This is a genomic window from Pantoea sp. EKM101V, assembly GCF_011800325.1.
GTDB classification, from domain to species: Bacteria; Pseudomonadota; Gammaproteobacteria; order Enterobacterales; family Enterobacteriaceae; genus Pantoea; species Pantoea anthophila.
Map to the genome: position 1 here is coordinate 287,523 of NZ_JAALFP010000005.1, position 26,831 is coordinate 314,353.

The 26,831-nt window shown below is 57.8% G+C and carries 27 protein-coding genes; 10 read left to right on the plus strand and 17 right to left on the minus strand.

Annotated elements, in window-relative coordinates:
• Nucleotides 1-86: 86 nt before the first annotated feature.
• The gene (locus tag HFD92_RS10795) at nt 87-1,151 is read left to right on the plus strand and encodes an NAD(P)-dependent alcohol dehydrogenase (RefSeq protein WP_167428913.1); all 1,065 of its coding nucleotides are present in this window, start codon (nt 87-89) and stop codon (nt 1,149-1,151) included.
• 38 nt (nt 1,152-1,189) lie between these two features.
• Here the strand turns inward: HFD92_RS10795 and HFD92_RS10800 are convergent, their stop codons facing one another.
• The 6 genes from HFD92_RS10800 to dnaB all read right to left on the minus strand — a co-directional run bounded on the left by HFD92_RS10800 (nt 1,190) and on the right by dnaB (nt 6,167).
• Complete coding sequence (locus tag HFD92_RS10800) at nt 1,190-1,525, minus strand: MmcQ/YjbR family DNA-binding protein (RefSeq protein WP_009092602.1); 336 nt, start codon at nt 1,523-1,525, stop codon at nt 1,190-1,192.
• A complete protein-coding gene (locus tag HFD92_RS10805) occupies nt 1,525-1,944 on the minus strand; it encodes a secondary thiamine-phosphate synthase enzyme YjbQ (protein ID WP_009092603.1) in 420 nt (139 codons plus the stop codon). The genes HFD92_RS10800 and HFD92_RS10805 overlap by 1 nt, the downstream gene beginning before the upstream one ends.
• Before the next feature lie 119 nt (nt 1,945-2,063).
• On the minus strand, nt 2,064-3,257 hold the full coding sequence (locus tag HFD92_RS10810; protein WP_009092604.1) for an amino acid aminotransferase: 1,194 nt from the start codon (nt 3,255-3,257) through the stop codon (nt 2,064-2,066).
• Nucleotides 3,258-3,295: 38 nt separating this feature from the next.
• Complete coding sequence (locus HFD92_RS10815) at nt 3,296-3,910, minus strand: YitT family protein (protein ID WP_009092605.1); 615 nt, start codon at nt 3,908-3,910, stop codon at nt 3,296-3,298.
• Between the two features lie 241 nt (nt 3,911-4,151).
• Nucleotides 4,152-4,631, minus strand: a complete 480-nt coding sequence (locus HFD92_RS10820) for an Lrp/AsnC family transcriptional regulator (RefSeq protein WP_167428914.1) — start codon at nt 4,629-4,631, stop codon at nt 4,152-4,154.
• A 129-nt stretch (nt 4,632-4,760) separates the two neighbouring features.
• Entirely contained in the window at nt 4,761-6,167 is a 1,407-nt protein-coding gene (dnaB, locus tag HFD92_RS10825) for a replicative DNA helicase (RefSeq protein ID WP_009092607.1), read from the minus strand.
• Between the two features lie 96 nt (nt 6,168-6,263).
• On the opposite strand from dnaB, the gene HFD92_RS10830 reads away from it, so the two are divergent.
• Entirely contained in the window at nt 6,264-7,247 is a 984-nt protein-coding gene (locus tag HFD92_RS10830; RefSeq protein WP_167428915.1) for a quinone oxidoreductase, read from the plus strand.
• Nucleotides 7,248-7,455: 208 nt separating this feature from the next.
• On the opposite strand, the gene pspG is transcribed toward HFD92_RS10830, so the two are convergent.
• From pspG to traF, 3 genes are all read right to left on the minus strand, one after another.
• Complete coding sequence (gene pspG, locus HFD92_RS10835; RefSeq protein ID WP_009092609.1) at nt 7,456-7,722, minus strand: envelope stress response protein PspG; 267 nt, start codon at nt 7,720-7,722, stop codon at nt 7,456-7,458.
• A 176-nt stretch (nt 7,723-7,898) separates the two neighbouring features.
• Nucleotides 7,899-8,891: a tRNA dihydrouridine(20/20a) synthase DusA gene (gene dusA, locus HFD92_RS10840; RefSeq protein ID WP_009092610.1), complete on the minus strand. Its 993-nt coding sequence runs from the start codon at nt 8,889-8,891 to the stop codon at nt 7,899-7,901.
• Between the two features lie 106 nt (nt 8,892-8,997).
• Nucleotides 8,998-10,248, minus strand: a complete 1,251-nt coding sequence (gene traF, locus HFD92_RS10845; RefSeq protein ID WP_009092611.1) for a conjugal transfer protein TraF — start codon at nt 10,246-10,248, stop codon at nt 8,998-9,000.
• A 450-nt stretch (nt 10,249-10,698) separates the two neighbouring features.
• Here traF and zur point away from each other — a divergent pair, with 450 nt between their 5' ends.
• Nucleotides 10,699-11,220 (plus strand): zinc uptake transcriptional repressor Zur, encoded by a 522-nt coding sequence (gene zur / locus HFD92_RS10850; protein WP_009092612.1) that lies wholly within the window; start codon nt 10,699-10,701, stop codon nt 11,218-11,220.
• 42 nt (nt 11,221-11,262) lie between these two features.
• Here zur and dinF read toward each other — a convergent pair whose 3' ends face one another.
• The 3 genes from dinF to HFD92_RS10865 all read right to left on the minus strand — a co-directional run bounded on the left by dinF (nt 11,263) and on the right by HFD92_RS10865 (nt 13,774).
• On the minus strand, nt 11,263-12,585 hold the full coding sequence (gene dinF / locus HFD92_RS10855) for an MATE family efflux transporter DinF (RefSeq protein WP_167428916.1): 1,323 nt from the start codon (nt 12,583-12,585) through the stop codon (nt 11,263-11,265).
• Nucleotides 12,586-12,685: 100 nt separating this feature from the next.
• Nucleotides 12,686-13,300 (minus strand): transcriptional repressor LexA, encoded by a 615-nt coding sequence (lexA, locus tag HFD92_RS10860; RefSeq protein WP_009092614.1) that lies wholly within the window; start codon nt 13,298-13,300, stop codon nt 12,686-12,688.
• Nucleotides 13,301-13,405: 105 nt separating this feature from the next.
• Nucleotides 13,406-13,774 carry a diacylglycerol kinase gene (locus tag HFD92_RS10865; RefSeq protein WP_009092615.1) on the minus strand — a complete coding sequence of 123 codons (369 nt, stop codon included), beginning with the start codon at nt 13,772-13,774 and terminating at the stop codon, nt 13,406-13,408.
• A gap of 127 nt (nt 13,775-13,901) precedes the next feature.
• On the opposite strand from HFD92_RS10865, the gene plsB reads away from it, so the two are divergent.
• Nucleotides 13,902-16,325, plus strand: coding sequence for a glycerol-3-phosphate 1-O-acyltransferase PlsB (plsB, locus tag HFD92_RS10870; RefSeq protein WP_154928693.1), 2,424 nt, complete (start codon nt 13,902-13,904; stop codon nt 16,323-16,325).
• 245 nt (nt 16,326-16,570) lie between these two features.
• Here plsB and ubiA read toward each other — a convergent pair whose 3' ends face one another.
• The 4 genes from ubiA to HFD92_RS10890 all read right to left on the minus strand — a co-directional run bounded on the left by ubiA (nt 16,571) and on the right by HFD92_RS10890 (nt 19,253).
• Nucleotides 16,571-17,437, minus strand: a complete 867-nt coding sequence (ubiA, locus tag HFD92_RS10875; RefSeq protein ID WP_369974609.1) for a 4-hydroxybenzoate octaprenyltransferase — start codon at nt 17,435-17,437, stop codon at nt 16,571-16,573.
• Between the two features lie 28 nt (nt 17,438-17,465).
• Nucleotides 17,466-17,978, minus strand: a complete 513-nt coding sequence (gene ubiC / locus HFD92_RS10880; protein WP_009092618.1) for a chorismate lyase — start codon at nt 17,976-17,978, stop codon at nt 17,466-17,468.
• Between the two features lie 86 nt (nt 17,979-18,064).
• A complete protein-coding gene (gene psiE / locus HFD92_RS10885) occupies nt 18,065-18,475 on the minus strand; it encodes a phosphate-starvation-inducible protein PsiE (protein WP_009092619.1) in 411 nt (136 codons plus the stop codon).
• Between the two features lie 70 nt (nt 18,476-18,545).
• Entirely contained in the window at nt 18,546-19,253 is a 708-nt protein-coding gene (locus HFD92_RS10890; protein WP_009092620.1) for a UTRA domain-containing protein, read from the minus strand.
• 206 nt (nt 19,254-19,459) lie between these two features.
• On the opposite strand from HFD92_RS10890, the gene HFD92_RS10895 reads away from it, so the two are divergent.
• The 6 genes from HFD92_RS10895 to HFD92_RS10920 all read left to right on the plus strand — a co-directional run bounded on the left by HFD92_RS10895 (nt 19,460) and on the right by HFD92_RS10920 (nt 25,720).
• Nucleotides 19,460-20,521, plus strand: a complete 1,062-nt coding sequence (locus tag HFD92_RS10895) for an ABC transporter substrate-binding protein (protein ID WP_009092621.1) — start codon at nt 19,460-19,462, stop codon at nt 20,519-20,521.
• A 19-nt stretch (nt 20,522-20,540) separates the two neighbouring features.
• Nucleotides 20,541-21,353, plus strand: a complete 813-nt coding sequence (locus HFD92_RS10900) for an alkaline phosphatase family protein (protein WP_046101007.1) — start codon at nt 20,541-20,543, stop codon at nt 21,351-21,353.
• On the plus strand, nt 21,350-22,195 hold the full coding sequence (locus HFD92_RS10905; protein ID WP_167428917.1) for an ABC transporter permease subunit: 846 nt from the start codon (nt 21,350-21,352) through the stop codon (nt 22,193-22,195). Before HFD92_RS10900 ends, HFD92_RS10905 begins: the two co-directional genes overlap by 4 nt.
• A 10-nt stretch (nt 22,196-22,205) precedes the next feature.
• Nucleotides 22,206-22,991 (plus strand): ABC transporter permease, encoded by a 786-nt coding sequence (locus HFD92_RS10910; protein WP_111208881.1) that lies wholly within the window; start codon nt 22,206-22,208, stop codon nt 22,989-22,991.
• Between the two features lie 2 nt (nt 22,992-22,993).
• A complete protein-coding gene (locus HFD92_RS10915) occupies nt 22,994-23,986 on the plus strand; it encodes an ABC transporter ATP-binding protein (protein WP_046101005.1) in 993 nt (330 codons plus the stop codon).
• 108 nt (nt 23,987-24,094) lie between these two features.
• Entirely contained in the window at nt 24,095-25,720 is a 1,626-nt protein-coding gene (locus tag HFD92_RS10920) for a Na/Pi cotransporter family protein (protein WP_111208883.1), read from the plus strand.
• A gap of 36 nt (nt 25,721-25,756) precedes the next feature.
• Here HFD92_RS10920 and panS read toward each other — a convergent pair whose 3' ends face one another.
• Nucleotides 25,757-26,674 carry a ketopantoate/pantoate/pantothenate transporter PanS gene (gene panS / locus HFD92_RS10925; RefSeq protein ID WP_167428918.1) on the minus strand — a complete coding sequence of 306 codons (918 nt, stop codon included), beginning with the start codon at nt 26,672-26,674 and terminating at the stop codon, nt 25,757-25,759.
• Nucleotides 26,675-26,831 lie beyond the last annotated feature (157 nt).

Sequence of the window (26,831 nt, forward strand, 5' to 3'; positions counted from 1 at the left end):
CCTGGCGTCGCCCTGTTTTTTGCAGCACCACTGCGCTGCTGCACTTCATCAGAAAACACTCACGACACATCGAAACTGGAGACACCATGAATATTACGCATGCGTATGCTGCTCAGGATGCAAAATCCAAACTGGCACCGTTCGATTATAAGCCGCGTGAGCTGCGCGCCCATGACGTTCAGCTTGAGGTGCTGTTCTGTGGCGTCTGCCACTCAGACCTGCATCAGGCCCGCAATGAGTGGAAAAACACGATTTTCCCTGTGGTTCCGGGGCATGAAATTGTGGGTCGCGTCACCGCGGTGGGCCCACAGACGCAGAAATACAAAGTCGGCGATCTGGTTGGCGTAGGCTGCATGGTGGATTCGTGCCGCAGCTGCCCGAGCTGTCAGCAGGGGCTGGAGCAATATTGTGAAAACGGTTTTGTCGGCACCTACAACGGTGAAGACCGCGAGACCGGTGCGATCACCTACGGCGGCTACTCAACGGCGATGGTTGTGGATGAGAGCTTTGTGCTGCGCATTCCGGAAAACCTGGCTCTGGCGGGCGTCGCGCCGCTGCTGTGTGCCGGTATCACGACCTATTCGCCGCTGCGCCACTGGAATGTCGGCCCCGGCAAAAAAGTCGGTATCGTAGGCCTGGGTGGCCTGGGGCACATGGGCGTGAAAATTGCTCACGCAATGGGGGCGCATGTGGTGCTGTTCACCACCTCGCCGTCCAAAATCGAGGATGGCAAACGCCTGGGCGCCGATGAGGTGGTGATCTCCAAAGATCCAGAGCAGATGGCGCAGCACGCCAACAGCTTCGACTTTATCCTGAACACCGTTGCCGCTCAGCACGACCTTAACCCCTTCATCACCCTGCTGAAGCTGGATGGCAATATGACGCTGGTCGGCGCACCTGAGCACGATCACCCGGCTCCGCAGGTGTTTAACCTGATCTTCAAACGTCGCAGCATCGCCGGTTCACTGATTGGCGGTATCGCAGAAACGCAGGAGATGCTCGATTTCTGTGGCGAGCACGGCATCACCTCGGACATCGAACTGATCGCGATGGATCAGATCAACGAAGCCTATGAGCGCATGCTGAAAAGCGATGTGAAATATCGCTTTGTTATCGATATCAACACCCTGCGCGAGCAGTCGGCTGCCTGATCGGGTCGCCTGCACCCTCCTGCTCAGGCAGGAGGGTGTTAAAGCGCGGCCTGGCGCGCGGCGTCAACCTGCTGGAAGGAGGCATCGACCAGATAGTAGATCTGCGAATCCTTCAGCGACCCATCCAGGAACAGTGTGCTCCAGTGTGATTTATTCAGATGCTCACTGGGAATGATGTCGCTATGCTCTTCGCGCAGCAGCTCTGCCAGCGCAGGCGTCGATTTCAGCGAAACCGCAGGCCGCCCTTTTACCTCATGTACCATCGCAAACAGCACGCCGTTGCTTTTGATCTGCGTGGCCTTCCAGTCACTGTGGACGCTCTGCTCTGCGCCCGGCTTGCTCATGCAATAGGTCAGTAAGTCTGAGTGATTCATCACGATTCCCCTTGTAAAGTGGCGACAATCCGCCTGGCACCGCCCTCAATGCGATGCTCGCCCAGCCAGATACCCTGCCAGGTCCCCAGAACCAGACGTCCCCGCTGAACCGGCAGCAAGAGCGACACGCCCAGGGTCGAGGATTTAATGTGCGCCGGCATGTCATCACGTCCTTCGTAGTCGTGCTGATAAGGCGCATTCTCCGGCACGTGCCGCAGGAAATGCTGCTCCATATCGCTGCGCACCGTCGGATCGCAATTTTCATTTAAGGTTAATGACGCGGACGTATGCTGCAACAGCAGATGCAGCAGACCGGTTTTGATATCACGCAATCCGGAGAGCGAGTCGGTGATCTCATCAGTGATGAGATGAAAGCCGCGCGGCTTCGCGCTCAGCGTAATAGTCTGTTGATGCCACATAGCTTATTCCTGAAACGGTTACCCCGTTTAAGTGTGCAGCATGTCGCCGAAAGGTAAACCCTGAGCCATAAAAAAACCGCCAGCGCGAGGCGGGCGGTTTGTTCACAGCAGGCGTGCCGTTACATCACCGCGGCAAAGGCTTCCGCCACCTGATGCACATTTTTGCTGTTCAGACCGGCCACACACATGCGGCCACTGCCCACCAGGTAGATGCCGAACTCATTGCGCAGGCGGTCAACCTGCTGCACGCTCAGGCCGGTGTAGCTGAACATGCCGCGCTGCTTCAGCAGGTAGTCGAAGTTTTTGCCCGGCAGTGCCGTGCTCAGCACCCCGACCAGTGACTCACGCATCGCGAGAATGCGCAGACGCATCGTCTCCACTTCGTCCAGCCAGCTCGCTTTCAGCGCGTCGTCGTTGAGGACGCGGGCCACGACCTGCGCACCGAAATTCGGCGGGCTGGAGTAGTTGCGGCGAACGGTCGCTTTCAGCTGGCCCAGCACGCGCGCTGACTCTTCGGCGCTGTCACAGACGACAGAGAGTCCGCCTACGCGCTCACCATAGAGCGAGAAGATTTTAGAGAAAGAGTTGCTGACCAGTGCCGGCAGGCCGGCTGCCGCGACGGCGCGCAGCGCATAGGCATCCTGCTGCATGCCTTCACCAAAGCCCTGATAGGCGATATCCAGGAAAGGAATCAGCTGCTGTGCTTTCAGTACCTCAATGGTCTCATCCCACTGTGCATTGGTCAGGTCAGCGCCGGTCGGGTTATGGCAGCAGGGATGCAGTAACACGATGCTCTGCGCTGGCAGCGTTTTCAGGGTATGGATAAAGGCATCAAAACGCACACCGTGGGTTTCGGCGTCATACCAGGGGTAGCTCTTCACCTCAAAACCTGCGCCATTAAAAATCGCGATATGGTTTTCCCAGGTGGGATCGCTGACCCAGACGGCCGACTGCGGGAAGTAACGCTTAAGGAAGTCTGCCCCGACTTTCAGCGCACCCGATCCCCCCAGCGTCTGAATCGAGGCGATACGACCCGCCTGCAGCACCGGATGGTCGGCACCAAACAGCAGCGGCGCGATCGCGTTGCGGTAGCTGTTCAGGCCTTCCATGGGCAGATAGAGCGATGCCTGCTTTGGCTCGGCATTGAGCTGCTCTTCAGCAGCCGCTACGGCCTTCAGCTGCGGGATAATGTTCTGCTCGTCGTAGTAAAGCCCGATGCTCAGGTTAACTTTGTGTTCGCGCGGATCTTGTTTAAAGGCTTCCATCAACGACAGAATCGGATCGCCCGCATAGGCATCAACGTTTTGAAACACGGTGTAGGTCTCCATGATTGGTCCAGAGGTAAAGAGGGCTAAACCCGATAGCGTCCCGGACGGTGGTTCATTGCAATAATCAGATTGAGGATCACGGCTCCTGCAATGGAGGCCAGCAGGATGGGGCCACTGACCACAAACAGGGACGCCAGCACGACGCAGGTGTCGACCGCCATCTGCAGTTTACCCGCGCGGATCCCAACGCGATCCTGTAGCCACAGCGCCAGAATATTGATGCCGCCCAGGCTCGCCTTATGACGAAACAACACTATAAACCCGATCCCCATGATGACGTTACCGAACAGTGTCGCATAGAACGGATTGAGATCGGAAAAGTGAACGAACAGCGGGTGCAGCTGCGTAAACAGCGATACCAGCCCGACGGCACAGAAGGTTTTCAGGGTAAATTCCCAGCCCATGCGTTTTACCGCCAGCCAGTAAAAAGGCAGGTTGATCAGGAAAAATGCGCTGCCAAAGGAGAGCGGAGAGAGGTAGCTCAGCAGAAAGGCGATACCGGCAGTGCCGCCCGTCAGGGCACCCGCCTGTTTCAGCATAATGACGCCGAACGAAACCATCAGGGTGCCCAGCACCATCGCCAGCGCATCTTCAATACGCGAATGCGGGACGCGGGAGGGTTCTGCGATGTTATCCATGGGGGTTGTCTCAGTGCAAATGATGCGGTTGCAATGCAAAAAACGCACCATTGCCGCAGCGTCAATCGGCTGCTGGCCGAAGGCTGGTGATATCCCGTTGATATCTAAGGCGCTTTATAACAGGATTTCGTGCATACCTTCCGGTTAAAACCGTCACTCCATGCGCAAAATCCCGTTACGATGCGTATTCTTTGCGTTTATGGTCGCCAGTCTGCACCAAAAACGCACAGCACGCACCTTTTTAGCGCGTTTTGTTCGCAGGCAGCATCATCAGGCCATTCTCTTTCATGCGCCCCAGTACAACGGCGGTTTTGACGTGGGACACGCTCTGATGGCCCGCCACTAACTGGCTGATAAGCGCACTGAGGGAGTTAAGATCGGCCACCGCCACTTTAAGCAGATAGTCAGCGTCACCGGTGGTTTTGTAGGCGTCGACAATCGCCTCTTCCTGCTCCACCATGCGGTGAAAGCTCTCCACATATTCGGTGGTGTGGTTGATTAAGCGTACCTCTATCAGCCCCACCATCCCCAGGCCGATGGCATCGGGCGAGAGCCGGGCGTGATAGCCCAGAATCAGATTGGCCTGTTCCAGATTGATGCGGCGGCGGGAACATTGCGAGGCGGAGAGGCCAACCAGGTCGCTGAGTTCCTGGTTAGTAAGACGGCCGTTAGCTTGTAATAAAGTCAGGATTTTCAGGTCGTAATCGTCTACGTGAGTCATTCCGTTTCCACAGCGTGAGAGGCGTCGCTTTGTTACAGATAACCCGATAACCGGAGAGGTTGTCCAACACTATTTTCTGATGATGGGAGCTGTCATGCACAGATCGTGCATGACAGCACAAAGCGCAGATTATTCGTCGTCGTATTGCGGGCCGGCGTAGTTGTCGAAGCGTGACCACTGACCGTTAAACGTCAGCCGCACCGTACCGATTGGACCGTTACGCTGTTTACCCAGGATGATCTCGGCGATCCCTTTGAGATCGCTGTTCTCGTGATAGACCTCGTCACGATAGATGAACATGATCAAATCCGCATCCTGCTCGATCGATCCCGATTCACGCAGATCCGAGTTAACCGGACGCTTATCGGCACGCTGCTCCAGTGAGCGGTTAAGCTGCGACAGCGCGACCACCGGCACATTAAGCTCTTTGGCCAGCGCCTTGAGTGAGCGGGAGATCTCCGCAATTTCGAGCGTTCGGTTGTCCGACAGCGACGGCACGCGCATCAGCTGCAGGTAGTCGATCATGATCAGGCTCAATCCGCCGTTTTCACGGTAGATACGCCGGGCACGCGAACGCACTTCAGTGGGGGTCAGGCCGGAAGAGTCATCGATGTACATGTTCTTCTTCTCCAGCAGGATACCCATGGTGCCGGAGATACGGGCCCAGTCCTCATCATCAAGCTGGCCGGTTCGGATGCGGGTCTGGTCGACGCGGGAAAGCGAGGCCAGCATACGCATCATGATCTGCTCGCTGGGCATCTCCAGACTGAAAATCAGCACCGGCTTATCCTGCAGCATCGCGGCGTTTTCGCACAGGTTCATCGCAAAAGTGGTTTTACCCATCGAAGGACGGGCGGCGACGATGATCAGGTCTGAACCCTGCAGGCCAGCGGTCTTTTTATTCAGATCCTGATAGCCGGTGTCGACGCCGGTGACGCCATCGTGCGGGGTCTGATAGAGCGACTCAATACGGGAGACGGTCGATTCCAGAATCTGCTCGATGTTTTTCGGCCCGGCATCTTTATCTGCGCGCGCTTCGGCAATCTTGAAGACGTTCGATTCCGCAAAGTCGAGCAGCTCTTCGCTGTTCCGCCCCTGCGGATCATAACCGGCATCGGCGATCTCGTTGGCGACGGAGATCATCTCGCGTACGACCGCACGTTCGCGCACGATATCGGCATAGGCGCCGATGTTTGCTGCACTCGGGGTGTTTTTCGCCAGCTCAGCCAGGTAGGCGAACCCCCCCGCCATCTCCAGTTCGCCACGGGTTTCCAGTGACTCGGAGAGCGTAATCAGGTCAATGGGCTTGCTGTTTTCCAGCAACCGCTGCATCTCTGAAAAAATCAGCCGGTGCGAGCGGTTGAAAAAATCATTCGCGACGACGCGCTCAGAGACGTTATCCCAGCGCTCGTTATCCAGCATTAACCCACCGAGCACCGACTGCTCCGCTTCCAGCGAATGCGGGGGCATTTTCACGCCAGCCAGCTGGCGATCCTGCGTTTCGTTCGATTTGTTGGTGGGTTTATTTCCTGCCATAGTGAATGCATTACCGATCTTCTGTGGGGACGCGCAAGTATACCTTAGTTGGGGGGCGTGCCTCACCCTCATGATGAAACAATCACAGGAGTCAGAATGGCAAAGCGTATTCAGTTCAGCGCGCACGGCGGACCGGAAGTGTTAACGTGGACGGATTTTGACCCGGCTGACCCGGCTGAACATGAAGTGCAGGTGGAACACCGCGCGATCGGGATTAATTACATCGACACCTATGTGCGCAGCGGCCTCTATCCGGTGGCGGCGTTTCCTTCGGGTCTGGGTACGGAAGCCGCAGGCGTGGTGTCGCGTGTGGGCCGTGGCGTCACCCTGTTTAAACCCGGCGATCGCGTGGTCTACTGCCTGGCGTCAATAGGGGCCTACAGCGAAGTCCATAACGTGGCCGAAGATCGCCTGATGCATCTCCCGGAGGCGATCAGCTTTGAACAGGGGGCCGCCAGCTATCTGAAAGGGCTGACCACGCAGTATCTGCTGCGGCAGACCTATAAAATCAGCGCCGGCGAGACCTTCCTGTTTCATGCCGCCGCAGGCGGCGTCGGTTTAATCGCCTGTCAGTGGGCAAAAGCACTGGGCGCACACCTGATTGGCACGGTCGGCTCTGCGGAAAAAGCAACCATCGCCAGAAACGCCGGGGCCTGGGCGACCATCAACTATCGCGAAGAGAATATTGCCGCGCGCGTCAGCGAGCTGACCGACGGGAAAAAAGTGGGTGTGGTGTATGACTCTGTCGGCAAAGATACCTGGGAAGCGTCGCTGGATTCCCTGCGCCGTCACGGGCTGATGGTCAGTTTCGGTAACGCGTCCGGGCCGGTAACCGGCATCGACCTCGGCATTCTGAATAAGAAAGGCTCGCTGTTTGTTACCCGCCCTTCGCTGTTTGGCTACATCACCAACCGCCAGGAGCTGGAAACGGCCAGCGCCGAACTCTTCTCGCTGCTGGCAAGCGGCGCAATCAGGGTGGAGGTACCGGAGCAGCAGAAGTTTGCGCTGAAAGAGGCCAGCAAAGCACATCAGATTCTGGAGAGCCGTGCCACGCAGGGTTCCTGCCTGCTGATCCCCTGACCGGACAAACAAAAAGGGCTTCCCGCAGGAAGCCCTTCTCTTTTTTATTTTTTGTTCGCGCTGGTGTAGGGACAGCGGCGATGAATTCCTGTCGCGTCGATGGCACATCGCGTTGACAAAAGCCATCCTGCCAGAAAACATAAGTAAAAAATATGTTTAATTGCAGATTGCGGCTTTGCAATCTCTCACTCTGTGATCACTCCCGCAATTATCGCCAGCTTTTCCGGTCTAACCTGTTGATCTTACGTCTTAGCTTACGTCGTGCCCGCGCCTCGCTGTCGCCAAAGAAGGCGCGATGCAGCCAGACCGCGATTACGGCCAGCACCAGCCACGGTAACACTTTGATAACAAGTGCAAACAACCCGCCGACAAACATTACCAGGGTGGCGACCACCAGTGCTGCCAGCACGCCCAGCAGCGACACGCCGGTCAGCAACAGCATCAGGAAAAACCCCAATACAAATAAAATTTCCACGTCAGGACTCCTTTATCCACTTTCATACCAGGACAGTTACAAAAAGCGTGCCAACAGGTAACCCATTGAATAGTCGTGGTTTACGGGAAGGGAGTGTGAGATAACCTGGTGAAAAAGACCAGATGATGGCGTAAAAAAAACCAGCCCGAAGGCTGGTTTTCTGCGGCGTGAGCGGATCAGGCTTCCTGTGGAATCTTATCCGCCACCAGCGCCAGCGCCGCTTCCAGAACGCGGACATCCGCCCCCGGCTTATGCGCATTTTCACTCAGATGGCGTCGCCACTGGCGTGCGCCCGGAATGCCCTGGAAGAGTCCCAGCATATGGCGCGTGACGTGGCCCAGATAGGTGCCCTTCGCCAGTTCCGCTTCAATATAGGGATACATGGCGCGTACCACCTCAACCGGGTTAGCCGCCGGATGCTGACGCCCGAACAGCTGCTGGTCGACCTGCGCCAGAATGCCGGGGTTCTGATAGGCTTCACGGCCCATCATCACGCCGTCAAGGTGCTCCAGATGCGCCTGTGCCTCTTCCAGCGTTTTCACGCCGCCATTGAGCGCAATCGTCAGATGCGGGAAATCGCGCTTCAGCTGGTAGACGCGGGGATAATCCAGCGGGGGGATTTCGCGGTTCTCTTTGGGGCTGAGGCCGGAGAGCCAGGCTTTGCGCGCATGGATGATAAATGTCTCGCACTCGCCGCGGCCCGCCACCGTGCCGATAAAGTCGGTCAGGAAGGCATAGCTGTCCAGCTCATCAATCCCGATGCGGGTTTTCACCGTGACCGGAATCGACACCACGTCGCGCATCGCTTTCACGGCATCTGCGACCAGAGTGGCTTCGGCCATCAGGCAGGCACCGAACCGGCCATTCTGCACCCGATCAGAGGGACAGCCGACGTTCAGGTTGATCTCATCGTAGCCGCGCTGCTCCGCCAGCTTCGCGCACTGCGCCAGCGCCGCCGGATCGCTTCCGCCCAGCTGTAATGCAACCGGGTGTTCAGCGTCACTGTAAGCCAGATAATCCCCTTTGCCATGGATGATCGCGCCGGTCGTCACCATTTCGGTGTAGAGCAGGGTGTCGCCGGTCAGCTGACGATGAAAATAGCGACAGTGCCGATCGGTCCAGTCGAGCATAGGGGCGATGGAGAAGCGTTGCGAAGAAAAAGTAGCCATGTAGCGCAGACAATCCGGTAATTAAGGGTGATGGAATTCTGTGCAAGGATAACACAAGGGCGGGCGATAGTGCATCGCCCGCCCCCGGAGAGCCGGGATAATCCGCTTAGAAGTTAAAGCCCAGCTGCATCATCGCGCCCCAGGTATTGTTAGCACCGACGGAGCCAGCCAGATCCAGATGGACAGCTTTGTTAAACGGCGACAAACCAAAACCTGCCGTGGCCACATTTTCGTCGTTAGACCGCATGTCCGCACGATAACCTGCGCGCAGCTGCAGCCAGTCAAGTACGCGGTACTCCGCACCCACTGCCGCATACTGGCTGTTATCCTGGGTCTTGAAACGTTTGGTTTCCGTGAGATCCACATCGCCGGTTACGGTAAACGGACCTTTATCCCAGGACAGGCCGGTGGTGACCAGCGGGCGAATCTGGTAGGTGTCGCGGAACCCGTTAACCTCCCGGGTCTGCAGATCGCGTGAAACCAGGTTCTGTCCGGTCACACCCAGCGTCCAGTTTTCAGCAAAGGTGGTCGCCAGACCGGCATCAACGTTAAAGCCGGTGTCGGTGCTGCGATACTGACTGTTGTTGATGTCATTTTTGTCGTAGTTATAGATGCTGGCAGTGTAGTTATAGAGCCAGGTTTTCTGCACTTTTGGCGTCACGCCCACCGACACCGGCTGACCGGCGACAGTGAACTCATGCGCCACCGCCACACCATAATCGGTAACCAGCGCCGCTAAGCCGTTCGCACTGGAGCGAAGGTTATTCTGATCGCCCGGAACGGGCAGAATCGTACCGTTAGCAACCCCGCGCAGGTAGTTGATGTCACCCTGTACCACGTTAGCCCGGACGTGTGCCGTACCGTAGGCTTTGGCGATAAAGGCGAAAGGCAGCGTTTCATTGGGGATTGTCACGGCGACGGCCGCACCCGCACTGCCGTCCGCTTTGTTACCGCGCAAATCGCTGAGCTTGTCAGCGACATCGCCGGAGGCAGCACGCAGTTCAGGATAACCACGCAGATAATCGGCAAACGTCAGGTTACCAATCACACCGCGGTAACGATCCACGGTGTCGGTAATATCATCGACTTTATCGATCAGCTTATCTTTGTCCGTTACCTGAATGCCTGCTGAAGGAATAATAATGCTGACATTATCGTCAGATTTAGCACGCGTCATTAATGCCGGGTTCGCCAGCACTGCAGAGCCATAAACAGAAGATGCCACGCCGGTGCCGCCCATGGCGTCATTACGTGCATCATACCAGGTCCCTGCCGCCATGGCGGAAGAAGAAAGGAAAAGCGCGGTCGCTGCAGCGGAACAGATCAGCGCTGAGCGTTGAGCGGATTTTTTCACCATTTGCCTGCCATCACCTGAGAAAGTGTCGTTGATACATTCAACAACTGAATAGTTTGTCAGCCCTATTGTGAACCCTGGCTAACGCGTTATTGCTGTGAATTCAAAGGAAACAGTGTCTTAATTCAAAGGATTGGACGTTTTACGACCAGAATTAGCGTGTAATTATTAAAAACGGACCGGCTAATTTCAAATAATGTCAGACTTTTATTAAGTCTTTCTGAACATTACTTCTTAACTCAGTGAGATGCAAAGCAAAAGGACAAAAAATTCTGCTCCGGTTGATTTACAGGTGGATCGGTTTTTTCGTCAGATTTGAGATAGAGAGGGGCGAAAATTCCTCAGGCGCTGTTTTTTCAGGCTAATTGTGCTGTTTTAACAGACAGAAGCGCGCTTCAGCACCCTGACAGGTTATGTGATAAAATAACATCACTTATTCAGCGGAGGATTTTCATGACTACCATGACGTCGCAGCAAATTTTGATTCAGGCCGAAAAAATGTGCCTGCAACGTGGTGTGCGTCTGACTTCGCAGCGCGCTGAAGTGTTGCGTCTGATGGCGGAACAGCCGGGCTCAATCAGTGCCTACGATCTGCTGGATCAGCTTCGGATCAGCGAACCTCAGGCCAAACCTCCCACGGTTTACCGTGCGCTCGACTTCCTGCTGGAGCAGGGTTTTGTGCATCGGGTGGAGTCCAACAACAGCTATGTGATGTGTCACCATTTTGAGGCGCCGGCTCATACGTCGGTCATGCTGGTCTGTGACCGCTGCGCCGCCGTCACCGAGAAGCAGGCGCAGGGCGTGGAAAAGATTATCGCCACGCTGGCGGGTGAAGCGCAGTTTGCCCTGCGTCACAGCGTGATCGAAGCCCATGGCTTATGCGAAAACTGCGCGGAAGCAGACGCCTGCACGCAGCACGAAAACTGCGGACATGACCATCAGGATGAGGGTAAAAAGCGCGGACGACGGGGATAAGCGGCGGAATAATCACTATCGGACTAAAAACGATCTGCCTGCTCAGGCCGCAAACCAGCTGTGCTGACGCCAGTGCCTGCGCCAGATGAGCCACAGTGAGAGGCCGCGCAGTGCGAGGAAAACCGTTACCGCCAGCCATAAACCGTGATTGCCCAGCACCGGCACGCTCAGCAGCGTCAGAAAATAGCCTGCGGCTGCCACCACCATGCTGTTACGCATCTCACGTCCGCGCGTTGCGCCGATAAACATCCCATCCAGCAGATAACACCAGACGCCGATCAGCGGCATGATCACCTGCCAGACCAGATAGCGGTCGGCCGCCTGCTGCACTGTCTGAAGAGAGGTCAGCAGCATCACGATTTGCGGGCCGGTAAAGGCATAAACCAGCGAGAAGAAGAGCGCCACCGCCGCCGCCTGTCGGCAGGCAGAGTGCCAGACGCGCAGCAGTTTGCTGCCATCTTTTGCGCCATGCGCTTCACCTGCAAACGCTTCGACGGCATAGGCAAAGCCATCGAGCGCGTAGGCGGTAAAGGTAATGAACATCAGTAACACGGCATTCACCGCGACCACCTCCGGCCCCAGCCTGGCGCCCAGCACGGTCAGCGAGGCGAAACAGAGCTGCAGCATAAGAGAGCGCAGCATAATGTCCCGGTTGAGGCGCAGCAGCCGGGCGCTGTCACCGCGCCAGCTCTGTTTCAGCAGGCTGAACGGAATGCCGCGCAGCTTCAGAACCCGCCAGACCATCATGCCGCCGACGCCCAGCGTGATATATTCCGCCAGTGCCGTGGCGGTGGCTGCCCCCGCAACGCCCCAGTGCAGCCCCATGACCAGCCAGAGGTCGAGCACGATATTCACCAGGTTCCCCACCACCAGCAGGATCACCGGCGCACGCGCATACTGCACGCCCAGCAGCCAGCCCAGAATCACCAGGTTCGCCAGCGTGGCAGGCGCACTGAGCCAGCGGATCTGAATAAACAGTCCGGCCTGCGCCAGTACCAGAGGATCGCCGCCAATCAGATGGGTGGCCAGCTGAATAATGGGGTAACGCAGCGCGACAAACAGCAGACCCGCCAGCAACGCCATGATCAGCGGCTGGATCAGGGCGCGTGCCAGCGCCGCTTTGTCGCCTGCCCCGAAGGCCTGTGCCGTCAGGCCCGTGGTGCTCATGCGAAGGAAAAGCAGCAGCATAAAGAGGAAGCTGGTGACGGTCGTCCCGACCGCGACCCCGCCAAGATAGACGGGGCTGTCGAGATGACCAATCACTGCCGTATCGACCACGCCCAGCAAGGGAACGGTGATATTTGACAGGATCATGGGCAGCGCGAGCCGCCAGAGATTTTTATCGGTTGCCGTGATAAAGCGCATTCGCCATTCCGTGCTCAGTGTCGCTGCGCAGAGGCGGCAGCGACAAAATCAGGGCAGACAGAATAGCACCAGAAAAGGCGAATGCACGCAGGCGTCAGAATCAGAGCCATTCGCCGTTGCGTACGACACCCACCGCCAGACCTTCCACGGTCAGCGACTGGGCGCGCGTATCGACAACAATCGGGTCGAAGTCGCTGTTTTCGGGCAGCAGATGCACGATAGCACCCTGCTTTTTCCAGCGTTTCACCGTCACTTCATCGTCAATGCGGGCCACCACGACCTGGCCATTGCGCACATCCTGCGTTTTATGCACCGCGAGCAGGTCGCCGTCCATAATTCCGATATCTTTCATCGACATTCCGCTGACGCGCAGCAGGAAATCCGCCGAAGGTTTGAACAGGCCCGGATCGACTTTGTAATGCGTCTCGATATGTTCCTGCGCCATGATGGGCTCACCGGCAGCAACCCGGCCAATCAGTGGTATGCCTTCTGAGGCTTCTTCTTCCATTAACAGACGGATGCCGCGCGATGCGCCGGAGACAATCTCAATGACGCCTTTGCGCGCCAGCGCTTTCAGATGCTCTTCTGCCGCATTTGGCGAGCGGAAACCCAGCTGCGCGGCAATCTCGGCACGCGTAGGCGGCATGCCTGTTGAAGTAATATGGTCGCGAATCAGGTCATAGACCTGCTGCTGCCTGCTGGTTAATGCTTTCATCCCGCCCCCTGGTTGTTTATACAGTCGCTGTGAGTATATACAGGTATTGGCGAAATGAAAACCGATTGTCAGGGAAAACGCGGCCTGAGCCGCGTTATGGAAGGTTTATCGCAAATGTGTCCAGAGCAGCGCGATCCAGACAAACAGGGCCAGTAAGATAGCCAGCAGTACCGCTGCCGAACCCATATCTTTTGCCCGGCCCGCGAGCGGATGATGCTCCTGCCCGATGCGATCGACCACCGCTTCAATGGCGCTATTGAGGATTTCGACGATGACCACCAGCACCACCGACCCAATCATAAGGATGCGCGAGATCACATCAACGTCCAGCCAGCACGCGATAATGATCGCCGCCAGCGCAGCCAGGGCTTCCTGACGAAACGCCGCTTCATGTTGCCACGCGGCCCGCAGCCCCTGCCAGGAGTAACCGGCGGCTTTTACTATTCTGATAAGTCCGGTGGCATTATTTGCCATGTGTGGGAACCCTTTTATCGGATTGACGTCAATGTCTGGGCTGCGTGCATTTGGCACCACCACAGATCTTCGCTGCACTTTCTGGTATGCTTGCGGCGCTTTGCTAACAAGAGGCTTCATGTTGTCTATGTCAGGTTGGCGTAAACTTTATTATAAATTGCTTAATTTACCACTCTCGTTTCTGGTAAAGAGTAAGGCCATTCCGGCCGATCCCGTGTCTGAACATGGTCTGGATCCGACCCGACCTATTATGTATGTTTTGCCTTACGATTCGAAGGCTGACTTACTGACTTTGCGCGCGCAGTGTCTGCGGCATCATCTGCCCGATCCGCTCTCTCCACTAGAGATTGATGGTTCCCTGCTGCCTCGCCACGTCTTTATCCACGATGGCCCGCGCGTCTTCCCCTATTTTGTACCCAGCGTGGAATCGGTGAAAATTTTCCACGATTACCTGGACCTGCATCGCAATAATCCCACGCTGGATATTCAGATGCTGCCCGTCACCGTGATGTTTGGCCGCGCACCGGGACGTGAAGTCCAGGGCGAAGCCACACCACACCTGCGGGTGCTGAACGGCGTGCAGAAGTTCTTTGCGGTCATCTGGCATGGGCGCGACAGCTTTGTCCGCTTCTCGCCGACCGTGTCGCTGCGGCGTATGGCCACGGAACATGGGACAGATAAGTCGATCGCGCAGAAGCTGGCCCGCGTCGCGCGTATCCATTTTGCCCGTCAGCGGCTGGCTGCGATTGGCCCGCGTTTACCGGCCCGTCAGGATTTGTTTAATCGCCTGCTGCAATCCAAAGCGATTGAAAAAGCCGTAGAAGATGAGGCGCGCAGCAAAAAAATCTCCCATGAGAAAGCGCAGCAGAATGCCGTCGAGATGATGGAAGAGATTGCGGCGAACTTCTCCTATGAAGCGATTCGCGTCACTGATCGGGTGATGGGCTGGCTCTGGAGCCGTCTCTATCAGGGCATCAACGTCAATGGCGGCGAAAAAGTGCGCCAGCTGGCGCAGGATGGTCATGAGATTGTCTACGTGCCCTGCCACCGCAGCCACATGGATTATCTGCTGCTCTCCTACGTGCTCTATCATCAGGGCCTGGTGCCGCCGCACATCGCAGCAGGCATCAACCTCAACTTCTGGCCAGCCGGTCCGATCTTCCGTCGTCTGGGTGCCTTCTTTATCCGTCGCACCTTTAAAGGCAACAAGCTGTACGCCACGGTATTCCGCGAATACCTCGGTGAGCTGTTCACCCGGGGTTACTCGGTTGAGTACTTTGTCGAAGGTGGCCGTTCACGCACGGGCCGTCTGCTGGACCCGAAAACCGGCACGTTAGCCATGACGCTGCAGGCGATGCTGCGCGGCGGCAATCGTCCCATCACGCTGGTGCCGATCTACATCGGATATGAGCATGTGATGGAAGTGGGTACTTACGCCAAAGAGCTGCGCGGCGCGGCAAAAGAGAAAGAGGGCTTCATGCAGATGGTGCGTGGCCTGCGTAAGCTGCGCAATCTCGGTCAGGGTTACGTTAACTTTGGCGAACCGCTGCCGCTGGTTAACTATCTCAACAAGCGCGTGCCGGAATGGCGTGACTCGATCGATCCGATTGAGCCACAGCGTCCCGGCTGGCTGACCCCGACCGTGAACGATATTGCGGCTCGCGTGATGGTGCGGATCAATGAAGCCGGCGCGGCTAACGCCATGAACCTCTGTGTTACGGCCCTGCTTGCCTCACGTCAGCGCTCACTTACCCGCGAACAGTTGATTGAACAGCTGGAGTGCTATACCCAGTTGCTGCGCAATGTGCCTTACTCGCCGAATGCGACCCTGCCCGATCTCTCTGCGGAAGCCCTGCTGGATCACGCCCTGGGCATGAACAAGTTTGAGAGTGAAAAGGACAGCATTGGCGACATCATCATTCTGCCGCGTGAGCAGGCGGTGCTGATGACCTATTACCGCAACAACATTCATCACATGCTGGTGATGCCATCGCTGATTGCCGCCATTGTTCAGCAACACCAGACGCTGAGCGAAGCGGAACTGCTGCGTCAGGTCAGCCTGATCTATCCGATGCTGAAGAGTGAGCTCTTCCTGCGCTGGGAGAGGGATGAGCTGCCGCAACTGCTGACTGAACTGAGTCAGGAGCTGGCGCGTCAGGGTCTGATTACGCTTGAGGCCGGTGAACTGCGCTTTACCGCAGCGCGCTATCGCACGCTGCAACTGCTGGCCGCCGGTGTGCGTGAAACGCTGCAGCGTTATGCCATTACCTTCTCGATTCTCAGCGCCAAGCCGACAATTAACCGCGGCACGCTGGAGAAAGAGAGCCGGACACTGGCACAACGTCTCTCCGTGCTGCACGGTATCAACGCTCCGGAGTTCTTCGACAAAGCGGTCTTTACCTCACTGGTACTGACGCTGCGTGATGAAGGCTATATCAGTGACAGCGGAGATGCGGATGTGGCACAGACCCAGGCCACCTGGCACATCCTGGCTGACCTGGTGACCAGCGATGTCCGGATGACCATTGAAACGGCTGTCGCGCACGACTGATACCCGCGTAAAGCAAAAAAGGCGACCTCAGGGTCGCCTTTTTTATGTCGCACAGGGCTGTCAGGCAGGCTTCTTACCGCAACGAAAAACCTGACGCGCAGGGGACAGGGACAGAAGAGGAAAGCGTCCCGCGCCAGGGATGGCGCGGGCCGAGCCGTCATGGATGACAGCTTTTGCGTCTTTCCGATCTGGCCCTGTCCCCTGCGCAGGCGCGGCCTTCCCGCTATGACAGGCTGCCTTTCCAGTCAGAACAGCTGAGTGAACGGCGGTGTATTCATTAAAATGCCGAGGAACAGCACCATCCCGACATAGTTGTTATTGAGGAAAGCCTGGAAACAGGGCTGACGTTCGCGCCCGGCTATCAGCTTCTGCTGATAAACAAACAGGGCGGCAGCCAGCAGCAGCGTCCAGTAGAAGGCGCTGTTCAGGTGCAGCATCGTCCCCACCCACGCCATCAGCAGCAGGGTCGCCAGTTGCAGCAGACCAATAATCAGCTTGTCGAAGCGACCAAATAAAATGGCGGTCGACTTCACCCCAATCTTCAGGTCATCGTCCCTGTCCACCATCGCATACTGCGTATCGTAAGCAACCGTCCAGCAGATGTTGGCAATGAATACCAGCCAGCAGACCAGAGGTAAGGACTCACTAACTGCACACCAGGCCATAGGGATTGCCCAGCCAAATGCGGCCCCCAGTACGACCTGCGGCAGATGGGTATAGCGCTTCATAAAGGGATAGACCCAGGCCAGCGCCAGCCCCACTACGGAAAGCATGATGGTCATCAGGTTCATGGTCAGCACCAGCGCAAAAGCCACCAGCCCCAGAATTACAAACAGCAGCTTCGCTTCTCTGGCACTCACCGCGCCGCTGGCCAGCGGCCGATGTCGGGTGCGCTCAACGTGACCATCCACTTTGCGATCGGCATAGTCATTGATGACACAACCCGCCGCCCGCATCACAAAGACCCCGGCCACAAACACCGCCAGCACCGGTAACGGCGGCATCGCCATGTCAGCCAGCCAGAGTGCCCAGAGCGTGGGCCACATCAGCAGCAGCGTGCCGATCGGTTTATCGATGCGCATCAGGCGGCTGTAGTCCCGCCATTTATTCATACTTAAGCTCTTTTCCACCACAAAATCCTCAGACCAGATCGCGATAGAGCGGCGATGCCGGTAAAAACAGTTCAGTCAGCAGTAGCGGCTTGCCGGAGAGGCGCAGACGCGACCGCCGCCCCCACAATGCATCAATCTGTCCGGGTTCAATAAAATCGCGGGTCAGCGTCGAAGAGGAGAAAAGATAGCGACCCAGAGGACGGGTACCCAGCTGCTGCAGCATCGCCTCAGGCCCGTTGAGGGTGCTTTCCGGCACCAGGGTGCGGCCCGCCAGCCAGGGCTGATCGTCGCCGAACAGCAGCACTTCACGCAGCCAGAAGCGTTCATCATCCGGCAACAGGGCGCGTTCCTCGCCCAACTCGCTGGCGTCGATAAAGCCTTCGCGCAATGGCCGAACCGTCACCCGCTGACAATGCTGTTCAAAACGGCGCGTCATTGAATCCTCTTCCATCAGCCAGTCGAGCAACGGCGGCGCGAGGGCTGCCTGCGATGGAGAAAGCCAGTTGAGCGCACCTAATAAGCTGAGCGCGTCTTGAGACATAGCACCACTCCCGGTAATTTTGAGGTCGGTAGTTTAGCGCAGAGACGCGATGCGAACACCTGCCGTCGCACCAGACGGCAGGTGAATTATTCGCGTTTCAGCCGGTTGCTGTTTGCCAGCCACAGCGTAATGACCAGCATCAGTATCGCTGCCGAGTAGCAGAGCGTATCGAAGGGATTTTTGTGATCGACAATAATCAGGCGGATGATCGCCGTAATGCCGATGTAGACAAAATAGCGCAGCGGAAAGTGATAGCCGGACTGAAAGTACTTCACAATCAGGGCAATAAATTCGAAGTAGAGGAAATAGATCACGATTCCCTCAATCAGCAGATAGGAAGAGGCCTGCTCGCCGGTATTAAACAGCACGTTTGCCAGATGGATCGTCTCTTTGCCTAAAAAGACGATCAGGATGATCGCCAGACTCAGCAGGCCCACATTCAGCACCCACTGCAGTGCCGTTGCAAGGTGGCGGGCCAAAGGATTTTTGTCACTCATGTTGCGCCTCAAAATGGAGTTATCAGCGCGCATCATCATGCGCGAGTGTGATGTAAATCACAATAACTCCTCAGGCTTCGACATCCACACAGAGTGCATCATAGCGCCAGTATTCACAGTCGCAGTCGATCACCGCTTTTTGCTGATTGCGGTTGATGCGGGTGATCAGCAGGCCGGGGCTGCCGGTCGCCACATTTAGCGCAGGTGCGGCAACGTCCGGCAGCGGGCCGGGCAGAATGGTAAAGCGCGCGCCACCGTAACGAATACCGTAGCGCTGGTCATAGAGGTCGGTCAGGGAGCGCGTCAGATCTTCCTCCAGCAGGCCAGGGAAAAAGTGCGGATTCAGGTAGTGTTCCACATAGAGTACCGCGCGCCCATCAATGCGCCGCAGACGGCGGATGCAGTAGACCACCGAGCCAGGGGCCAGACCCAGTGCTGTCGCCACGGCGTCCTGCGCGGCTACCTCGCCAGCCGCAATAACCTCCGTCGTCGCCCGCCGCCCCTGCTCCGTCGCCATCGCATGAAAGTGGCTGTGGTGCAGCGGGTTGTAGACCAGCCGCGGCGGCGCGATAAACCAGCCCCGACGCAGCTCACGGTAGATCATCCCCTGCGCTTCCAGCTTGCCCAGCGCTTCACGCAGCGTGATCCGCGTGGTGCTGAAAGCCTCGCTCAGGGCGCGTTCCGCCGGCAACCGCCCGCTCTGAAACTCGCCATCCCGGATACGGCTCAGCAGTGCACTGGCGATCGCCTCCGCCGTTTTGAGTGCGATTGACTCCACAACAGTAGCCTCATTCTGGTGCGACTCCGCACTATAACTGTTCAGGTTAACGCGCCTGTGACGGGCGGATGACCCGGGTCTGCTGCCTTTCTTCCCCCGTATCGCGCGGTTCTGTCATAAATCGTTCATATACAGGGGCTACATTGGCTCGGTTCTTGCTGGACTAGACCAGTCAGGCCCCTCAACTTACACCCGGAGCAACTGAGATGAAAGCGTTTATCGCCTCTGTAGTAGCCAGTGCTGTAGTGCTCACCCTGCCCGTCGCGCAGGCCGCCGATAACGACCTCGCCGCGCTGGAAAAAGCGGCGCGCAGTGAAGGCCAGGTCAACAGCGTCGGGATGCCGGACAGCTGGGCCAACTGGAAGGAGACCTGGAGCGATCTCAACAGCAAATATGGCCTTAAGCACAGCGACACCGATATGTCATCGGCGCAGGAGCTGGCGAAATTTGATGCGGAGAAAGATAACGCCAGCGCTGACATCGGCGACGTCGGCGCGGCCTTTGGCCCCATCGCCGTGGCGAAAGGGCTGACGCAGCCGTATAAACCGACCCACTGGGATCAGATCCCGGCCTGGGCCAAAGATAAAGAGGGTCACTGGGCGCTGGCCTATACCGGCACCATCGCTTTCCTGATCGACAAGCAGCAGGTTAAGGATATCCCCCACAGCTGGGCCGATCTGAAAAAAGGTAAGTATGTGGTTACTATCGGTGATGTCGGCGTGGCAGCTCAGGCAGCCAACGGTGTGCTGGCGGCAAACTACGCATTAGGCGGCGACGAGAAGAACCTGAAACCGGCGCTGGCATTCTTCGCTGACCTGGCAAAACAGGGGCGTCTTGGCGTGACCGATCCGGTGATCGCCAACATCGAAAAAGGGGAAGTGCAGATGGCGGTGGTGTGGGACTTTAACGCCCTTAACTACCGTGACCAGATTGATAAAAGCCGCTACGAAGTGGTGATCCCCTCTGACGGTTCTGTGACTTCCGGTTACACCACCCTCATCAACAAATATGCGAAACATCCTGCCGCGGCAAAACTGACGCGCGAATATATCTTCTCAGACCAGGGCCAGATCAACCTGGCGAAGGGCTATGCCCGTCCGATTCGTGCCGAGCATCTGACGCTGCCTGCGGATGTTCAGGCTCGTCTGCTGCCGCAGTCAGAGTACAAAAATGCCCGCCCGGTTAAAGATCAGGCCGCCTGGGATAAATCGTCAAAAATGCTGCCGCGCCTGTGGCAGGAAAACGTCATCATCAACATGCAGCAGTAACCTGCGGCGGGGAGAGGAAATGAAGACTATCCTGGTGGTGCTGGATGGGCTGAGCAATCAGGTCGCACAACATGCAATGGGTTATCTGCATGCCGAATGTTCGCAGGGCAACGGTTTTTACTACCGTCTGACCTGTGAACTGCCCTCACTGTCGCGGCCGCTTTATGAGTGCATCCTGACCGGCGTCCCGCCGGTCAGGAGCGGCATTATTCACAATGGCGTCAGCCGGTTAAGTCGCGAGCGCAGCATCTTTCACTTTGCCCGTGCGGCGGGCCTGACTACCGCGGCGGCGGCCTACCACTGGGTGAGTGAACTTTATAACCGCACCCCGTTTGTTCCGGCGCGCGATCGTCATACGGACGCACCGGAACTGCCGATTCAGTATGGTCATTTTTACTCTGACGACAGCTATCCCGATTCGCATCTGTTTGAAGACGCAGAGAGCCTGCGGCTGCGTCACGATCCCGACTTTCTGCTGATCCACCCGATGAACATCGACGACGCCGGTCATAAATCGGGGCTCTCCTCACCGCAGTACCGCAACCGGGCGCGCATCGCCGACGGCCTGCTGTCGCAGTGGATGCCGCTGTGGCTGGCCGAGGGCTATCAGGTGATGGTGACCGCCGATCACGGTATGAATGACGATCGCTCCCATGGCGGCATTCTGCCTGAGGAGACTACGGTGCCGCTGTTTGTCTTTGGCCGGGCCTTCTCGCTGCAGCCTGATCTGGCACCGCAGCAGACCGATCTGTGCGGCACCCTGTGCGAACTGCTTGAGGTGCCGCATGACAAACCGGTCTGCCGCGGGCTGCTGGCGGAGCCACAGAGATGAGGAAAAAAGGCTTTGCCCTGCTGCTGCTGCTGCCGTTTGCCCTGTTCTGGGTCGCCTTTCAGCTGGCACCGCTGCTGTGGATCGCCATCAACAGCTTCTGGAGTGAGATGAACAGCCAGTGGGGCTGGGATAACTATCACGACATCCTGACATCGCCCTTTTATCAGCAGGCGTTTCGTTTTTCGCTCGATATTTCGTTCTGGTCAAGCGTCTATGGATTAGTGATTGCGCTGGTTACCGGCTATTCCCTGCATCAGCTCGGCGGCGGGCGGCTGCAGCGCTTCCTGCTCTCCTTTACCAACATGACCAGCAATTTTGCCGGTGTACCGCTCGCCTTCGCCTTTGTGATCCTGCTGGGGCTGAACGGCTGTCTGACGCTGCTGCTGCGTCACTACGGGCTGATTGAGAGCTTCCGGCTCTTTTCGCGCAACGGCATGGTGCTGGTCTACACCTGGTTCCAGATCCCGCTGGGCGTGCTGCTGCTCTACCCGGCGTTCGACGGGCTGAAGAAAGAGTGGCAGGAGTCAGCGGCTCTGCTGGGGGCCAGCCGCTGGCACTACGGGTGGCACATCGCCCTGCCGATTCTGTTTCCGGCGCTGCTTGGCACCTTTGTCATCCTGCTGGCGAACGCGCTGGGGGCTTACGCCACCATTTATGCCCTGACTACCGGAAACTTTAACGTGGTGCCGGTGCGCATCGCCGCGCTGGTCTCCGGGGATATCTCGCTGGACCCCAACACCGGCAGCGCGCTGGCGATGCTGCTGGTGGCGATTATGGCGCTGATTACCCTGGTGCAGCAGTATCTGGTGCGCCGCAGCTATCTCAACGCGAAGCAGCCCTGAAGGAGCCGTCATGTCATCTGCTGAGCGCCTGTATCACCGGATAATGGTTGGAGTACTTTTTCTCCTGCTGGCCCTGCCGCTGGCGGCCACGCTGCTCTATGCGATCGCCTCTGACTGGAGTAATACCATTCTGCCGCAGGGCTATAGCCTGAAGTGGTTCATCCAGCTCTGGAGTGACCCGCGTTTTCTGACGGCGCTGGGCCATTCCCTGCTGATTTGCTTTGGTGCGCTGCTCTTCTCGCTGCTGCTGGTGCTGCCTGCCATGTTTGTAATTGCTTACTACTATCCACGGCTGGATGCGGTGATGAACATTCTGATCCTGATGCCCTTTGCCGTGCCGCCGGTGGTCTCGTCAGTGGGTTTGCTGCAGCTCTACTCTTCCTCCCCGCTGATGCTGACCGGCACACCCTGGATACTGATTGGCTGTTATTTCACCATCGCGCTGCCCTTTATCTATCGGGCGCTGGCGAACAATATGCAGGCCATCAACCTGAAAGAGCTGATCGACGCCGCGCAGCTGCTGGGTGCCAGCACCTGGCAGGCGGCACTCTGGGTGGTGCTGCCCAACCTGCGCAAAGGGATGCTGATTGCGGTCCTGCTCTCCTTCTCTTTTCTGATTGGCGAATTTGTCTTTGCTAACCTGCTGGTCGGCAACCGCTATGAAACCCTGCAGGTCTATCTCTACAACATGCGCAACGGCAGCGGTCACTTCACCAGCGCGCTGGTGATCTCCTATTTCTTTGTGGTGCTGCTGGTCACCTGGCTGGCTAACGCCCTGAATCCCGAACGAGGCTGAGTATGAGTTATCTTGAGGTCAGATCGCTGAATAAACGCTACGGGCCCACCCCCATTTTCGAGGAGATCGATTTCAGCGCGGCAGAAGGTGAGTTTGTTACCCTGCTCGGCCCCAGCGGCTGCGGTAAATCGACGCTGCTGCGCTGCCTGGCCGGTTTAACCGGCGTCGACAGCGGCGAAATCCGGCTGGCGGGTCACGATATTGTGCCGCTGGCGCCGCAGAAGCGCGCCATCGGTATGGTGTTCCAGAGCTACGCACTCTTTCCCAACATGACGGTAGAGAAAAACGTCGCGTTTGGCCTGAAGATGCAGAAGCTGCCCGACGCAGAGATCCGCCAGCGGGTGCCGGAGGTGCTGGAGCTGGTGGAGCTCAGCGACTATGCGCGCCGTTATCCGCATCAGCTGTCGGGCGGGCAGTGTCAGCGCGTAGCTCTGGCACGCTCGCTGGTGACGCGTCCGCGTCTGCTGCTGCTGGATGAGCCGCTATCGGCACTGGATGCGCGAATCCGTCGCCATCTGCGCGATCAAATCCGCCGCATCCAGCGCGAGCTGAACCTCACGACCCTTTTCGTCACCCACGATCAGGAGGAGGCGCTGACGCTCTCCGATCGTATTGTGCTGATGAACCGGGGTAAAATCGTGCAGAACGGCGATGCCGAAGCGCTCTACACCCAGCCGGCTGACCTCTTCGCCGCCGGGTTTATCGGTAACTACAACCTGCTCAGCGCTGAGCAGGCGACGCGGCTGACCGGCCAGCCTTTTCACAGCCAGGTGGCGATTCGTCCGGAATCGATGCAGTTCACGGCGCAGGGCCAGGGCATTCCTGCGGTCATCCTCAGCCACAGCCTGCTGGGCAACGTCATCCGCTACCGTATCCGGGCGCAGGATGTGGAACTTTCGGTGGATGTGCTTAACCGATCGGCGGCGGATTTGCATCCCGCTGGCAGTCAGATTGGTCTACAATTAGCGATGTCGACTTTGCGCCAGGTGGCTTAAAACACAGGAAAAAATCAGGCAAAGCACGGCAATCCCTTTCCACAGATTGCTCTCTCCGTCAGGCTGGCAGTCTGTGCTTTAAGCCTGACTCTGGAGGAGCAACCCCCCGTGTTAACTCTGCTTAATTTACTCTCCGCCGTGGCCCTGCTGGTCTGGGGCACGCATATCGTCCGCACCGGCATCATGCGGGTTTACGGCGCCGATCTGCGCCGCGTCCTCAGCCGCAGCATAGAAAAGAAACCGATGGCCTTTCTGGCAGGCATTGGTGTGACCACGCTGGTGCAGAGCAGCAATGCCACCACCCTGCTGGTCACCTCCTTTGTGGCGCAGAATCTGGTCAGCCTGACCCCCGCGCTGGTGGTGATCCTGGGTGCGGATGTCGGCACCGCGATCATGGCGCGTATCCTGACATTTGATCTCTCCTGGCTCTCGCCGCTGTTTATCTTTTTTGGCGTGGTCTTCTTTCTCAGCCGTAAGCAGACCCGAGCCGGACAGCTAGGCCGGGCCAGTATCGGACTGGGTCTGATCCTGCTGGCACTGCAGCTGATTGTTGAAGCCGCCCGCCCGATTACCCAGGCCGCCGGGGTCCAGGTGCTCTTCTCCAGCCTGACCGGCGATGTGATGCTCGATGCCCTGCTTGGCGCGGTCTTCGCCATTATCAGTTATTCCAGCCTGGCTGCGGTGCTGATCACCGCCACGCTGACCGCCACCGGGGTGATCTCTTTCAAGGTGGCGCTCTGTCTGGTGATTGGTGCCAACCTGGGCAGCGGCCTGCTGGCCCTGATCAACGCCAGCGGCTCCAATGCGGCGGGCAAGCGCGTGGCGCTCGGCAGCCTGCTGTTTAAGCTGATTGGCTGCGTGGTGATCCTGCCCTTTGTCGATATCGTGGCGACATGGCTGGATAAACTGCCGGTGAACGATGAAGAGCTGGTGATCTTCTTCCACGTCTTCTACAACCTGGTTCGCTGCGTGGCGATGGTGCCCTTTGCTGACCTGATGGCGCGCCTCTGCCGTCGTCTCATCGCCGACGATGTGGACACCACTCTGCAGCTGAAACCGAAGCATCTTGACCGCAGCGCGCTGGATACCCCGGCGCTCGCCCTGGTGAATGCCGCCCGCGAGGCGCTGCGCATGGGCGACGTGCTGGAGCAGATGCTGGAGGCGTTCAATAAGGTGATGCATGGGGAATCGCGCGAGGAGCGCACGGTGCGGCGGCTGGATGATGATGTCGATGTGCTCTACACCGCCATCAAACTCTATCTGGCGCGGATGCCGAAAGAGGATCTGCCGGAAGAGGATTCGCGACGCTGGGGGGAAATCATTGAGATGTCGCTCAATCTGGAGCAGGCCGGCGACATCATTGAACGGATGAGCGGCGATGTGGCGGATAAGTCGCTGGCGGCGGGCCGCGCCTTCTCAGCCGAGGGACTGAAAGAGCTGGAAGGCCTGCAGGAGCTGCTGATTAGCAACCTCAGAATGAGTCTGTCGGTGTTTCTGTCGCACGATGTCACCAGTGCCAAACGGCTGCGCCGCGCGAAACATCGTTTCCGTCTGATGATTCGCCGCTACTCGCACGCGCACGTTGACCGCCTGCATCAGCAGAACGTGCAGAGTATTGAGACCAGTTCGCTGCACCTCGGTTTGCTCGGTGACATGAAGCGTCTCAACTCACTGTTCTGCAGTGTCGCCTATACCGTGCTGGAACAGCCCGACGATGAGCGTGATTATGAATAAGCGCGCAGAGGAGGAAACCTCTGCGCGCCATCGGTGTTACGGCTTCTTGATCGGCTTTCCGGACCAGTAGCCCGCCAGCAGTGAACCTGACAGGTTGTGCCACACCGAGAACAGCGCGCCCGGCAGGGCCGCCAGCGGCGAGAAGTAGAGCTTGCCCAGCGTCGCCGCCAGACCGGAGTTCTGCATCCCGACCTCCAGCGCCAGCGTGCGGCAGGTTGACTCATCAAAGCCAAACAGCTTGCCTCCCCAGTAACCGCCCAGCAGGCCAATGGCGTTATGCAGGATCACAGCGGCGATCACCATCAGGCCCACCGATCCGATAAAGCTCTGACTGCCCGCCACGACTGCGCTGATGATCAGCAGAATACAGATCATTGAAAACGCAGGCAGCCAGGGCTCGACCCGGCGAACCACGCTGTTCATGCTGTGATGAATGATCAGCCCGAGGCTAATCGGGATCACCACGATTTTCACGATGCTCAGCAGCATTCCCACCACATCCACCTGAATATGGGTGTCCACATAAAAGCGGGTCAGCAGCGGCGTGGCGAATACGCCCACCAGCGCCGAGACGGAGGAGATCGTGACCGACAGCGCCACATCCCCCTTCGCCAGATAGATCATCACGTTACTGGCGGTGCCGCTGGCGACGCTGCCGACCAGAATCATCCCCGCGGCGAGATCGGGCGGCATATGGAACAGTTTTGCCAGCGCCCAGGCAGCTAACGGCATCACCAGATAGTGCAGAAAGGTACCGGCAATCACGGGCGCGGGGCGGGTCAGCACGCGTTTAAAATCGTCAATATTGAGCGTCACGCCCATGCCAAACATGATCAGCATCAGCAGATACGTGACCCACGGCCCGATGCCAAGAAACGTTCCGGGCGAGTAATACGCGGCGAAAGATAACAGCACGGCCCAGAGCGGGAACAGGCGGGTTAAAGTGGCGAGCATGGCCAGACTTCCTTATAAGAGTGTTGTGTTTTATGCAGAGTTGCCCCTGAAGCACGCCATACAGGAACGACTGCTGACGCGGGCGGGATCATAACATTTCGTTATCACGACGTAAGGCGAAGATGCGGCGGGGCGGGAAAATGCGGATCGACTGCTG